Annotated in this window: 12 protein-coding genes; 8 read left to right on the top strand and 4 right to left on the bottom strand. The window is 66.6% G+C overall.

The annotated features are described in order from the left end of the window. Positions 1 to 46: 46 nt before the first annotated feature. The 4 genes from ACZ5V4_RS12275 to ACZ5V4_RS12260 all read left to right on the top strand — a co-directional run bounded on the left by ACZ5V4_RS12275 (position 47) and on the right by ACZ5V4_RS12260 (position 4,560). Complete coding sequence (locus ACZ5V4_RS12275; RefSeq protein WP_464315144.1) at positions 47 to 907, top strand: DMT family transporter; 861 nt, start codon at positions 47 to 49, stop codon at positions 905 to 907. Positions 908 to 978: 71 nt separating this feature from the next. Further along, positions 979 to 2,418, top strand: a complete 1,440-nt coding sequence (locus tag ACZ5V4_RS12270; protein ID WP_464315143.1) for a UTP--glucose-1-phosphate uridylyltransferase — start codon at positions 979 to 981, stop codon at positions 2,416 to 2,418. 2 nt (positions 2,419 to 2,420) lie between these two features. Then, entirely contained in the window at positions 2,421 to 3,107 is a 687-nt protein-coding gene (locus ACZ5V4_RS12265; protein ID WP_464315142.1) for a winged helix-turn-helix domain-containing protein, read from the top strand. Continuing rightward, positions 3,085 to 4,560, top strand: coding sequence for a sensor histidine kinase (locus ACZ5V4_RS12260; protein WP_464315141.1), 1,476 nt, complete (start codon positions 3,085 to 3,087; stop codon positions 4,558 to 4,560). The genes ACZ5V4_RS12265 and ACZ5V4_RS12260 overlap by 23 nt, the downstream gene beginning before the upstream one ends. Here the strand turns inward: ACZ5V4_RS12260 and ACZ5V4_RS12255 are convergent. After that, positions 4,543 to 5,784, bottom strand: coding sequence for a glycosyltransferase family 87 protein (locus ACZ5V4_RS12255; RefSeq protein ID WP_464315140.1), 1,242 nt, complete (start codon positions 5,782 to 5,784; stop codon positions 4,543 to 4,545). The genes ACZ5V4_RS12260 and ACZ5V4_RS12255 overlap by 18 nt on opposite strands. Before the next feature lie 246 nt (positions 5,785 to 6,030). Between ACZ5V4_RS12255 and ACZ5V4_RS12250 the strand changes: the two genes are divergently transcribed. After that, the gene (locus ACZ5V4_RS12250; RefSeq protein ID WP_464315139.1) at positions 6,031 to 7,416 is read left to right on the top strand and encodes a DegQ family serine endoprotease; all 1,386 of its coding nucleotides are present in this window, start codon (positions 6,031 to 6,033) and stop codon (positions 7,414 to 7,416) included. A gap of 181 nt (positions 7,417 to 7,597) precedes the next feature. Here the strand turns inward: ACZ5V4_RS12250 and ACZ5V4_RS12245 are convergent, their stop codons facing one another. Next, complete coding sequence (locus tag ACZ5V4_RS12245; protein ID WP_464315138.1) at positions 7,598 to 8,017, bottom strand: hypothetical protein; 420 nt, start codon at positions 8,015 to 8,017, stop codon at positions 7,598 to 7,600. A 126-nt stretch (positions 8,018 to 8,143) separates the two neighbouring features. On the opposite strand from ACZ5V4_RS12245, the gene ACZ5V4_RS12240 reads away from it, so the two are divergent. Continuing rightward, complete coding sequence (locus tag ACZ5V4_RS12240; RefSeq protein ID WP_464315137.1) at positions 8,144 to 10,024, top strand: potassium transporter Kup; 1,881 nt, start codon at positions 8,144 to 8,146, stop codon at positions 10,022 to 10,024. A 10-nt stretch (positions 10,025 to 10,034) separates the two neighbouring features. Here the strand turns inward: ACZ5V4_RS12240 and ACZ5V4_RS12235 are convergent, their stop codons facing one another. Next, positions 10,035 to 10,445, bottom strand: coding sequence for a response regulator (locus ACZ5V4_RS12235; protein WP_464315136.1), 411 nt, complete (start codon positions 10,443 to 10,445; stop codon positions 10,035 to 10,037). Positions 10,446 to 10,555: 110 nt separating this feature from the next. Then, entirely contained in the window at positions 10,556 to 11,308 is a 753-nt protein-coding gene (gene surE, locus ACZ5V4_RS12230) for a 5'/3'-nucleotidase SurE (protein WP_464315135.1), read from the bottom strand. A gap of 120 nt (positions 11,309 to 11,428) precedes the next feature. Here surE and ACZ5V4_RS12225 point away from each other — a divergent pair, with 120 nt between their 5' ends. Continuing rightward, positions 11,429 to 12,460, top strand: coding sequence for a 3'-5' exoribonuclease YhaM family protein (locus ACZ5V4_RS12225; RefSeq protein WP_464315134.1), 1,032 nt, complete (start codon positions 11,429 to 11,431; stop codon positions 12,458 to 12,460). Continuing rightward, positions 12,436 to 13,065, top strand: coding sequence for a dTMP kinase (gene tmk, locus ACZ5V4_RS12220; protein ID WP_464315133.1), 630 nt, complete (start codon positions 12,436 to 12,438; stop codon positions 13,063 to 13,065). Before ACZ5V4_RS12225 ends, tmk begins: the two co-directional genes overlap by 25 nt. The last annotated feature ends 128 nt before the right edge of the window (positions 13,066 to 13,193 follow it).

The raw sequence follows: 13,193 nt of genomic DNA, 5'->3' as shown, positions 1-13,193 counted from the left end.
CCGCCGGCGCTATCCCCCACGCATCCGTTTCTCCTGGGGGTTTTCCATGATTCGTGGAGGTTTCGCCGCGTTCCCGGCCCTGTGCGCGGCCGCGCTGTTCTGGGGGCTGTCCTTCACCGCCACCAAGGTGGCGCTCGAGCACCTGCCGCCGTTCACCATTCTCTTCCTGCGCTTCGCCCTGGCCTTCGCCCTGCTCGCGCCCGTCGCGCTCCGCGGGCTGCGGGGGGTCCCGCCCGGGACCCACGCCAAGGCCTTCGCCATATCCCTGCTCTTCCCGGGCTGCTACTTCGCCCTGGAAACATACGCCCTGCGCCTGACTTCGGCCGTGAGCGCCTCGCTCATCTCGGCGGCCATCCCGGTGATGGTCCTGGCCCTGGCCTCGGCCTGGCGCCGTGCCTGGCCGGGGGGGCGAAGCGTGGCGGGCGTGGCGGCCTCCCTGGCGGGGGTGTGCCTGCTGGTGGGAATATCCACCGGCCCGGTGAACGCGGGCGACGTGCTGATGCTCTTGGCCGTGGCCTCGGCCTCGGTGTACATGGTGGCCACGGCGGGCCTCGCCAGGGAGCTCTCCCCCCTGTCGCTCACCTGCCTGCAGATGTTCTGGGGCCAGGCGTTCTTCCTGCCCTTCTTCGCGGCCTCCCCGCCGGACTGGGCGGCGGTCCCCGCGGCCGCGCTCGCCGCCGTGGCCGCGCTCGGGCTCTTCGCCACGGTGGGGGCCTTTTTGGCCTACAACTATGCGCTCTCCAAGGTGCAGGCCTCCACGGCTTCGCTCTTCATCAACGCCGTGCCCGTGGTGGCCGTGGCCGGGGCGCACTTCGGGCTGGGCGAGCCGGTGTCCTGGGCGCAACTCGCCGGTGGCGCGCTGATACTCGCCTCGGCCCTGGCCACGGCCGCGCGCGAGCCGTCTTGACGCGGGGGGTCATTTCACGCACACGGGGGATGAAACCGACGTGACACACGCACGCGCAAGGACATTCCGCCATGATAATGGACTGCATGAAGACCGCCGATCCCCAGATGATCGAGATGTTCCGCCCCTTCGGCCTGAAGATGGAGGAGCAGGGCATCCCGCCCATCGTCATCAACATCTTCAAGTGCTACTACGCCCGGCTGCTCTACGGGGCGCAGGGCAAGCTGCCCGAGGACGAGCTGCTCCCGCTCACCGAGCACGAGGTCCCGGACTACGACACCCTGGCCCCCTACGCCGAGGCCGGGCGCGAGGCCATCGCCCACTGCGCGGTGATCAAGCTGAACGGCGGGCTGGGCACGTCCATGGGCCTTGAGAAGGCCAAGAGCCTGATCACGGTCAAGGACGGCATGAGCTTCCTGGACCTGATCATCGGGCAGATGCGCGTGTTGCGCAAAAAGCACGGCAAGAACATCCCGCTTCTGTTCATGAACAGCTTCAAGACCCACCTGGACACCATGCTCAAGGTGGAGGGCTTCGACAACGGCCCCGGCGGGCTACCCCTGGCGTTTTTGCAGCACCGCTACCCCAAGATACTGCTCAAGGACCACTCCCCGGCGGTCTGGCCCGGCAACCCCGAGCTGGAATGGAACCCCCCGGGCCACGGCGACCTCTACACCGCGCTGGTGACCTCCAAGGTGCTGCGCAAGCTTTTGGACCGGGGCATCCACTACGCGTTCATCTCCAACTCGGACAACCTGGGCGCGGTGATGGACGAGCGCCTGCTCGGCTTCATGGTCAAGGAGGGCGCGCCCTTCGTCATGGAGGTGGCGGGCCGCACGCCCTCGGACCGCAAGGGCGGGCACCTGGCCAGGCTGCGCACCAACGGACGCCTCGTGCTGCGCGAGATCGCCCAGTGCCTGGAGCGCGACCTGGGCTCCTTCCAGGACATCAACCGGCACAGGTTCTTCAACACCAATTCCCTCTGGATCGACCTCAGGGCCATGGAAAAGGTCTTCGTGGCCAACGGCATGATGCCCCTGGACCTGATCCTGAACCCCAAGACCCTGGACCCGCGCGACCACAAGTCCCCGGCGGTGATCCAGATCGAGACGGCCATGGGCTCGGCCGTGTCCGCGTTCGAGTCGGCCCAGGCCGTGAAGGTGCCCAGGACGCGCTTCGCCCCGGTCAAGACCACCTCGGACCTCCTGGTGGTCATGTCCGACTGCTACCGCGTCAGCGAGGACCAGACCGTGGTGCCCTCCCCGGACGTCGAGGGCCACATGCCCGAGGTGCACCTGGACTCCAGGTTCTTTAAAAAGATCGACGACTTCATGTCCCGCTTCCCCCACGGCGCACCCTCGCTCAAGGCCTGCCAGTGCCTGGCCGTGAAGGGCGACGTGCTCTTCGAGGCCGGGGTGAGCGTGACCGGCGCGGCCACCGTGATCAACGAAACCGGCAAGCAGGCGGTGATCCGGGAGGGGACCGCGCTCTCCGGCGAGGTGAGGCTCTAGCCGTGCGCGTGCTGCTGGTGGAAGACGACCCCCAGGCCGCGTCCTACCTGGTCAAGGGCCTCAAGGAGCAGGGCATGGCCGTGGAGCACGCGGCCGACGGCCGCGACGGGCTCTACCGGGCCACGGCCGGAGGCTTCGACGTGATCATCCTGGACAGGATGCTGCCCGGCATGGACGGCATCTCCATACTCAAGGCCGTGCGCGCCGCCGGGGACACCACGCCCGTGCTGGTGCTCTCCGCGCTCTCGGACGTGGACGCCCGCGTGGAAGGGCTTCGCGCCGGAGGGGACGACTACCTGACCAAGCCCTTCGCCTTCGCCGAGCTCATGGCCAGGGTGGAGGCCCTGGGCCGCAGGGCCCGGGCCGAGAAGCCCGCCACCACGCTCGCCGTGGCCGACCTGGAGCTCGACCTCACGGCGCGCACCGTGAAGCGCGCGGGCAGGGCCATCGACTTGAAACCCAAGGAGTTCGCCCTGCTCGAGTATTTCATGCGCCACGCCGGGCAGGTGGTCACGCGGACCATGCTCCTCGAGCGCGTGTGGGACTACGCCTTCGACCCGCAGACCAACGTCATCGACGTGCACGTCTCCAGGCTTCGCGGCAAGATCGACAAGGACTTCGACAAGCCGCTCCTGCACACCGTGCGCGGCGCGGGATACATGCTGCGTGATACGTCCGAAGCTCCTTAAGACCTTCAGCTTCCGGCTGGCCCTGTGGTACGTGGCCCTGTTCGCCATCTCGGCCACGGTGGTCTTCGGGTTCATCTGGTGGGCGGCCGTGACCTTCATGATGCGCCAGACCGACGAGCTCATCGAGTCCGAGGTCTGGAGCCTGGTGGAGCAGTACGACGAGCGCGGGCTGGCCGCGCTCTCCATGCAGATCTCCAGCCGCCAGCGCAGCGAGGCCTCGCGCTCCAACATCTATTTGCTGGTGGACCGCGAGTTCCACTACCTGGCCGGAAACATGCGCGTCTGGCCCCGCTCCATCGACCCCAAGGGCTTCCCCGAGTGGCACACCATCCCCGTGACCGCCGAGAACGACCCCAAGCCCCTGGAGGCCAGGGTGCGCGTGGTCACGCTCTTCGGCAAGGTGCACATGCTCGTGGGCCGCGAGCTCTCGGACGTGTTGCGCGCGCGCACCATCATGGCCCGGGCCATGGCCAGCGGCATCTTCATCACCGTGATCATGGGCCTCATCTGGGGCCACGTGATGAGCCTGAAGTTGCTCAAGCGCCTGGACGAGGTCAATTGCGCCAGCCAGGAGATCATGGGCGGCGCGCTGCACAAGCGCATCCCGCTCTCGGGCTCGGGCGACGAGTTCGACCGGCTGGCCGGGAACTTGAACGACATGCTCGACCGCATCGGCGAGCTTCTGGCAACCGTGCGCCAGGTCTCGGACAACATCGCCCACGACCTCAGGAGCCCGCTCACGCGCCTGCGCTCGCGCCTGGAGCTCGCGCTCCTCGAGCCGCCGGACCCGGCTTCCCAGCGCCAGGCCATGGAGGAGGCCATCGCCCAGGCCGAATCCATCATCGCCACGTTCAACGCGCTCTTGACCATCGCCCGGGCCGAGTCCGCCGCCGCCGGGAGCGAGTTCCGGGAACTCGACCTCGCGGCCCTGGCCCGCGACGCCGTGGAGCTCTACGAGCCCCTGGCCGAGGACAAGAACATCACCCTGGCCGCGCACTGCGAGGAGGGCCTCATGGTGCGCGGCAACCGCCACCTGCTCTCCCAGGCCGTGGCCAACCTCCTGGACAACGCCGTGAAGTACACGCCCGAGGGCGGCAGCGTGCGCGTGGAAGTGCGCCGCGCGGCCTGCGCCCCGGGGGCTCGCCCGGCCGACTCCGGGCTGGCGGACGCGGCCCCGGAGTCCCCGGCGCGCAACTCCAAGGGCTCTCCCGACGCCTGCGCGGGCGCGGTGGCGCTTCTCGTGGCCGACACGGGGCCGGGCATCCCCGAGTCCGAGCGCGCCAACGTGCTCAAGCGCTTCTACCGCCTGGACGAGAGCCGGGGCACCCCCGGTTCGGGCCTGGGGCTCTCGCTGGTGGCCGCCGTGGCCCGGCTGCACGGGGCCAGGCTCGATCTACTGGAGGGCGGGAGTGGAGGATCAGGCCTGACTGTGAGCCTATCCTTCCCGTGCTGACGTCCTGCGCGTTGAAGGGGACAAGAACGGCAACGGGCTGACACCGTATTTTCCGCATGCGCCGGTAAACAGCATGACGAGCGATGCCACGGCCAACAAATCCACGAGCATGGCCCTCCCCCTGTTCACCACTCCCCAGCCGCTCGAGAGCACGCCCTGGACGATCAGGCAAGCCAACAGCGAATAGGCGCATATGGCGAGGTAGCCGACAAGCGTAAGCCCGCGCGCGAGGCGCACGGCCCTGCCACTGGTGAGCCCCGTGAGTTGCCTCATCCTGCTGCCGAAAATCATGACGAAAAATGGCAGGCACAACACGAAATCGTAAAGGCTGTTGTACGTCCAAGACATGGAGAACACTCCGGCGTACACGACTCCATCCTTGCCGAAAATCCTGCCGGACAGATAGGCCGCGACGAACGCGCCCCCCAGAAGCAAATACCTCAGATACCACACCGCGTCGGCGGTCATGCTCCAGTGCTTGTTCCACCCGTAGTACCATCCGACCCGGAACCATTGCCGGTAAAGCTCCTGTACGGCTGTCCCCGTCATGACGGCGACGACCAGTGAAAACGCCAGGCACAACGCAACGCAGACCGCCACGGCGAGCCACCTTTTCCCCCCGGTGAACAACGCGAGCAACGGCACCCCCATGGTCGGCTTGAGCATGACCAGGAAAAGGGCGGCTCCCGCGACCAGCGGCCGGTCTTCGTTGTCCAAGGCCCAGAGCAAGCCCGCCAGGACCATGATCGAAAACTGCCCTATCTCCAGGGCGAAGAGCACGGGCACAAACGCCAGCGTCAGAATCAGGTTTTTTTGAATCCCGAAAAGAGCCTCTCCCCTCAAGGAAGACATTGTCGGCGAATGTGTCAGTGAGAACAGAAATGCCAAGTTAACCAGAAACCAACACAACGAAACGGCCCATTCGTCCCGTAGGAAGCCCATCGTGACGGTGAGGGACCCAAGCGCCGCAGGGCTATATGTCGTGTCCGTCGGGCGACAGGCATCGACCAGCGACCCTTGGCCACCCAACATAACCTCTCGTATTTCTGTTATATTCTTGAGCTTGGCAGCACTATCACCCACAAAATTATCGAGAACATTCAGCGCGACTGAATAAGGGTTAACACCATTCATTATACATCTTGTCGCTGCCCACTGCTTGAGAATGTCGTTGAAGTGATTGGTTACCAACAAAGATGCGGACAAAACGATCCATGCCGTCACGAGCAACACCGTTGGGCGCCGTCCCCCCATTCCCTCCCTCCTCATTCTGCGAACGTGGGCCCATTCCGTAAGGCAAGGGTCCCCGGCATATAAATGGGGAGAACTGGAAATCGCAGAGAGGAACACGGAGTGAGTCCTCCCCCACATGAACATCTGTTCATATCCTGGAAAGATTCCTGTCATTTACAGGCACTAATTCCCCGCATCACGGGTAGCGGACCGCTGCCCGGAAATCAGGAGAGAACAATGCACCGGACGACTTTCATGCGCACCACCTTCTTGAGTTCCCTCATCGTCCTGCTCATGGCCAGCCAGGCCCTGGCCGAACTGCCCAAGATCGCCGACCTGGCCGAGAAGGCGGGACCGGCCGTGGTGAACGTGTTCACCGAGACCGCGCCCAAGCAGACCCAGCGCCAGCCGAGGATGCAGATCCCGCGCGGAACCCCCTTCGACGACTTCTTCGACCAGTTCGACCAGTTCTTCAACCAGCAGCCCCAACGCCGTTCCCGTTCGCTGGGCTCGGGCTTCCTGATCTCGGCCGACGGCTACATCCTGACCAACAACCACGTGGTGGAAAAGGCCGACAAGATCAGCGTGAAGCTGCAAAACGGCGAAAAGACCATCCAGGCCAAGGTCATCGGCACCGACCCCGAGACCGACCTTGCGCTCATCAAGATAGACAACGGCAAGTCCCTGCCCTTCCTGAAGCTGGGCGACTCCGCCAAGATGCGCGTGGGCGACTGGGTGGTGGCCATCGGCAACCCCTTCGGCCTGGCGCACACCGTCACGGCGGGCATCATCTCGGCCAAGGGCCGCATCATCGGCGCCGGCCCCTACGACGACTTCATCCAGACCGACGCCTCCATCAACCCCGGCAACTCCGGCGGCCCGCTCATCAACCTGGAGGGCGAGGTCATCGGCATCAACACGGCCATCGTGGCCTCGGGCCAGGGCATCGGCTTCGCCGTGCCCTCCAACATCGCCAAGGAAGTGGTCGAGCAGCTGAAAAACAAGGGCAAGGTCCGCCGCGGCATGATGGGCGTGACCATCCAGCCCGTGGACGACAACACCGCCAAGGCCCTGGGCCTGTCCGCCGCCAAGGGCGCGCTGGTCAGCCAGGTGGGCCCGGGCAGCCCGGCCGAGAAGGCCGGCCTGGCCGCCGGCGACGTGATCACCGAGGTCAACGGCAAGGCCGTGACCGACGCCCACGACCTGACCACCCGCATCGGAGCCATGCCCCCGGGCGAGTCCGTGAACGTGACCTACGTCCGCAAGGGCCAGTCCAAGACCGCCAAGGTCACCCTGGTGGAGCGCGACCTCAAGCAGGCCGGGCAGCAGGACGGCGATTCCGCCCAGTCCGGCGACACCCTGGGCATGACCCTCTCCACCGCCGACCCGCGCACGGGCCGCCCGGCCGGGGGCCTCATGGTGGTGAACGTGGAGCCCGGCTCCGCAGCGGCCGAGGCCGGCATCCGCAAGGGCGACGTGATCGTGGAGATCAACCAGCGGCCCGTGGCCACCCCCGAGGAGGCCGCCGCCGTCATCAACAAGGAAGGGAAGGCCAACGGAGCCGTGCTGGTTCTGGTGAAGCGCCAGGGACAGCCCATGTTCCGGTCCATCCCCGTGCAATAGAAATGTCCCTCATCCCGGCCCGGGGAAATAAGCCACCCCCGGGCCGGTCCTCCTCCACCCTCGCATCAGCCCCCCTTCCTCAGGGGGGCTGGTGTTTTGGGGGTCCGGCAAGACGAAGGCCCGCCCTCGCCGGATGGCGCAGGCGGGCCTTACGTTTCGCACCCCGGGCATCCAAACCCGGTCAGGGCTTCATGCCGCAGCCGGAGTACCAGCTGTCGCAGCCGGACACGCAGGCGTCGATGTCGTAGCGGGACTTGTTCATGGGGTCAGACTTGCACTTGGCCACGCAGTCCTGGTAGACGCGGCGGCAGTATTCCGGAGTCTCCTCGGCCCCGCCGGAGGGCTGGCGGCGCTCGCCCTGCACGGCGGGCGGGACCACGGGCGCCTTGCTTCCGTCCTCTTCCATCACGTGCAGCCTCGCCACGCAGACCATGTTGCAGTCCACGCACTCGTGGTTGCAGGTGACGCTGGGCTCGCCGGACTTGTCGGTCACGGTGCAGACCACGGTGCCGTCGGGACGCACGCACTGGTAGACCTTTTGCTGGGCGTACGCGGGGGCGGCCGCGCAGAGCACGGCCAGGGCCAGGAGGATTTTAGTCATGACTGCTCTCCTTGGTTTTTCGAGTCTCGCCCCAGATACCCCGCCAGGACCGCCCGCGCAAGCCTTGCCGGAAAATTCCCGCACAGGTTTGACAGGCCGCGAACCCGGGCGATACATGGGGAGCCGATGAGCACGGGCGACGCTTCCGGTTCCAAAAGGACCCTCCTTCTCGCGCTGGGCGCGCTGGGCGTCGTCTACGGCGACATCGGCACGTCCCCGCTCTACGCCGTGAAGGAGTGCTTCCACGGCCTGCACGCCATCGAGCTGACCCCGGCCAACGTGCTGGGGGTTCTTTCGCTGATCTTCTGGTCGCTCACCGTGGTGATCACGGTGAAGTACGTGTCCTTCATCCTGCGCGCGGACAACAAGGGCGAGGGCGGCATGTTCGCCCTGATGGAGCTTCTGCCCGTGAAGAAGCTCGGCGGCGCCACGGCCGCCGTTTCGGCGCTTCTTGGGCTTTGCGGTGCGTCGCTTCTGTGCGGGGAGGCCGTGATCACGCCCGCCATCTCGGTGCTCTCGGCCATGGAGGGCCTGGAGGTGGCCACGGACAGGGCCGGGCCCGTGGTGGTGCCCCTGACGCTGTGCATCATCCTGGGCCTGTTCATGGTCCAGAAGCACGGCACGGCGGGCATCGGCCGGGTGTTCGGGCCGGTGATGCTCTTGTGGTTCCTGGTGATCGGCGGGCTTGGCGTCATGCAGATACTCAAGCACCCGGACGTGCTCGCGGCGCTGAACCCTGCCCACGCCGTGGACTTCTTCGCCCGCAACCATTTCCACGGCATCGTGGTGCTGGGTTCGGTGGTGCTGTGCATCACCGGCGGCGAAGCCCTCTACGCGGACATGGGCCACTTCGGCAAAACAGCCATCCGCCTGTCCTGGCTCGTCTACGCCTACCCGGGCCTGCTGCTCAACTACTTCGGCCAGGGCGCGGGGCTCATCGCCAACCCGGCCATCGTGGCCAACCCGTTCTACGGCATCGTGCCCATGGCCTTCGTCTACCCCATGGTGGCGCTCTCGACCATGGCCACCATCATCGCCTCCCAAGCCATGATCTCGGGCATCTTCTCCATCGTGCGCCAGGCCGTGCAGCTGGGCTACTTCCCGCGCGTGCGCATCATCCACACCTCGCACCACATGGAAGGCCAGATCTACATCCCCGAGATCAACACCATGCTCATGTGGGGCTGCATCGCGCTGGTGCTCATCTTCAAGGAATCGAGCCGCCTGGCCGCGGCCTACGGCATCGCCGTGACCGCCACCATGACCATCACCTCCTGCCTGTATTTCCTGGTGGCGCACAAGCGCTGGGGCTGGCCGCTGTGGAAGGTGCTGCCGCTGCTCGCGCTTTTCTTGAGCTTCGACATCTCGTTCTTCGGCTCGAACCTGCTCAAGATCTTCGACGGCGGGTGGATACCGGTGGTCATCGCGGTGTCGGTGGTCACGTGCATGATCACCTGGAAGCACGGGCGCGCGGCCCTGGGCCAGGCCCTGCACGCCGGGGCCATGCCCCTGGAGCTCTTCCTGAAGGACGTGGCCTCGAAAAACCCGCACCGGGCCAAGGGCGCTGCGGTGTTCCTCTCGGTGTCGCCCTCGGGCGCGCCCGTGACGCTTTTGCACTTTTTCAAGCACACCAAGATGCTGCACGAGAAGGTGATCATCCTCTCCGTGCAGTCCTCGGATGAGCCCTACACCAGCCTGGCGAACAGCCTGAACATCGTGGGGCTCGGGGAAGGGTTCTTCCGGGTCGTGGCCATCTGCGGCTTCATGCAGACCCCGGACGTGCCCCAGATACTCGAATACGCGCGCGCGGCCGGGCTGGCCACGGACCCGGCCGACACCACCTACTTCCTGGGCCGCGAGTCGCTCTTCACCACGGGCAAGGCGCCCATGGCCCAGTGGCGCAAGCGCCTGTTCGAGTTCATGAGCCGCAACTCGCGCCCTGCCTCGTCGTACTTCAACATTCCCCCGGGCCGGGTCATGGAGCTGGGCGTGCAGGTGGAGCTGTAGCGGCCGGGGCTCAAGCCAGCCGGACCGGCAGCCCAAGCCCGGCCAGGGCCTTGCGCAGCACCAGGTCGTCCAGGGGCTTGGTCAGGTAGACGTCCGCCCCGCAGGCGTAGAGCGCGTCGATCTGCGTCTCGCGCTCCTCCACGGAGGAGAGCATGACGATCTTGGGCCGCCTCTCCAGGGGGACCCTGTGCTCGTTGTAGAGCCCGACGATCTCGCTGACCGCCTTGAGCCCGCCCAGGCCCGGCATCATCACGTCCATGAGGATCAGGTCGTAGCGCTCCCCGGACTCGATGGACCCGCGCACGCGGGCGATGGCGTCCTCGCCCGAGCAGGCCAGGCGGTTGCGCCCCAGCGGAAGCAGAAGCTGGCTGGCGTGGAACTGGGTGACCTCGTCATCGTCGACGATGAGGATGTTCAGCATACCGTTTGCCGCCTTTACGGTATTGTTTTGCGGCAGACTACACTATTTACGTTTACACGCAACGCAAAAAACCCCTTGCGGGGCCGTTTTTGAAGGCGCGAGAGGGCCGGTCACCAGTTCAGGCCCGAGAGCTTCTCCATGGTCTCGTGGTCGGTGAAGTCGAAACGCAGGGGGGTGAGCGTCATGTAGCCCTGGGTGAGCAGGGCGCGGTCCTTGCCCGCGGAGACGCGCTCGGGCGGGATGACGCCGGTGAGCCAGTAGTATTTCTTGCCCCTGGGGTCCACGCGCTCCTCGTACCAGTCGTTGTAGCCCGCGCGCGTCTGAGGGCAGACCCGCATGCCCTTTACCTGGGCCAGGGGCAGGTCCGGGAAGTTCAGGTTCAGCACGCAGTGCCTGGGCAGGGCCGGCCAGTCCACCGTTTCGAGGAATTCAGCGGTCTTGTCGCCCTGCTCCGCGAGGTCCCCGGGGTTGAAGCCGTCAAAGGAGACGGCCAGGGCGGGCAACCCCATGAGCGCGCCCTCGGTGGCGGCCGAGACCGTGCCGGAATAGAGGATGTCCACGCCCACGTTGGCCCCGGCGTTGATGCCCGAGACCACGAGGTCGGGCTGGGATTCGAGAAGCGTGGTCAGGCCGAGCTTCACGCAGTCCGCCGGGGTGCCGGACACGCCCTGGCCGTAGAAGTTCTTCTCGTCGAAGACCTTCACGCGAAGGGGCGCGGCCAGGGTCACGGCGTGGCCCACCGCGCTCATCTCCGTGACCGGGGCCACCACGTGCACCTCGTGCCCGGCGCGCACGAGCGCGTGATAGAGCGAGCGCAGGCCCACGGCCTGGATGCCGTCGTCGTTGGTCAGAAGGATTCTCATTCGCTTTCTCCAATGATGCCGGGAAAATCCGCCGCGTCGATTGACAACCCCCCTGCCCTCGGGGCAGTTTCGCCGTGGCATTGCGGGCAAGTACCGCATGCCCTTGTCGGAGGCAAGCCGGTGACCGAGAAACGAATCTTCGTGCGCGACCTGTCCGTTGGCGACCAGGTCAGCGAATCCTTCCTGCTGGCCCAGGCCTCCAAGGGCCAGGCCCGCAACGGCCCGTTCTGGACGCTCAAGCTCCAGGACTGCTCGGGCACCATCGAGGCCAAGCTCTGGTCGCCCGGGTCCATGGCCTTCGACGAGCTCCCCGCAGGGCAGTTCGTGGTCGCCTCCGGGACCGTGACCACCTACCGCGACCAGCGCCAGCTGAACCTCGACTCCCTTGAAACGCTCGGCCCCTCGCCCGAGGGCGTGGACTACGGCAGCTTCCTGCCCGAGAGCGCGGAAAAGCCCGAGGCCCTCTACGCCCAACTGGAGGAGTTCCTGGCCGCCAACATAGGCCACGCGCCCTGGCGGCGCTTCTGCCGCAAGGTGCTCTCCGACCCGGCGATCAAGGAGAAGCTCCTGGCCGCGCCCGGGGCCAAGGCCATGCACCACGCCTACCGGGGCGGGCTCGTGGAGCACACCCTGGCCGTGTGCCGGGTGACGCTCTCGCTCTGCCAGCTCTACCCCGCGCTGGACCGCGACACCCTGCTGGCCGCTGCCGCGTTCCACGACATGGGCAAGGCCTGGGAGCTCTCCTCGGGGCTCACGCGCGAATACACCGACGAGGGCCAGATGCTCGGGCACATCGTGCTGTCGCTGGGCATCCTGGAGCCCTTCCTGGCCAGGGCCCGCGACCTGGACCCCGGGCTGGCCCTGCACTTCAAGCACATGCTGGTGAGCCACCACGGCGAGCTGGCCTTCGGCTCGCCCAAGACGCCCATGACCCCGGAAGCCATGATCCTGCATTTCGCGGACAACATCGACGCCAAGATCCACCAGTTCCAGGCCGCCGTGGACGACCCCGAGAAGGTGGGCGTGACCGGCTACGTGAAGGCCCTGGAGCGCTACGTGTTCAATCCCGTGCGGGTGAAGCCCGAGTCCGCCCCCCCGAAAAAGCCCCAGGAAAAGGGCCCGTCCCAATGTTCATTACCTTTGAAGGTGTAGAGGGCGCGGGCAAGTCCACCCAGATCGCGCTCGCGGCGGACTGGCTCGCCAATCTGGGCCGCAGCGTGCTGACCACCCGACAGCCAGGCGGCTGCGCCCTGGGCCTTGAGCTCCGGCGCATCCTGCTCGACGCGCGAAACACCCACCTGGACCCGGCGGCCGAGCTCTTCATGTACCTGGCCGACCGCGCCCAGCACGTCTCCGAGGTGATCCGCCCGGCCCTGGCCCGGGGAGCCGACGTGCTCTGCGACCGCTACCACGACTCCACCGTGGCCTATCAGGGCTTCGGCCGGGGCCTCGACGTGGAGCGGCTGCTGATGTTTGGTGAAGTGGCCACGGGCGGGCTCTCGCCGGACCTCACCGTGGTGCTGGACCTGCCCGTGGAGGCGGGGCTCGCCCGGGCGCGCGGGCGCAACATGGCCCATGGGGCCAGCCAGGCCGAGGGCCGCTTCGAGGCGCTGGAGACGGCCTTCCACCAGCGCGTGCGCGACGGGTTCAAGGCCCTGGCCGCGCGCGAGCCCGGCCGCTTCGCGATGATCGACGCCACGGGCGACCCCGGGGCGGTGTTCAAGGCCGTGCGCCGGGCCGTGGAGGCCCGGTTCTAGTGTGCGCCACAAAATGAACGCCCCTTTATTTTTTGGATAATAATTGGAAATAACTATTTTTATCCCTGAAAAACATGTTCCTGTTTTTCAGGGACGCGTAACCGGCCGGGCCAGGCCCGGGGATGCCT

The sequence above is a fragment of the Fundidesulfovibrio sp. YSD1 genome (assembly GCF_055397115.1).
The sequence above is the reverse complement of the archived record's forward strand: the minus strand, read 5'-3'. Positions and strand labels throughout refer to the sequence as shown.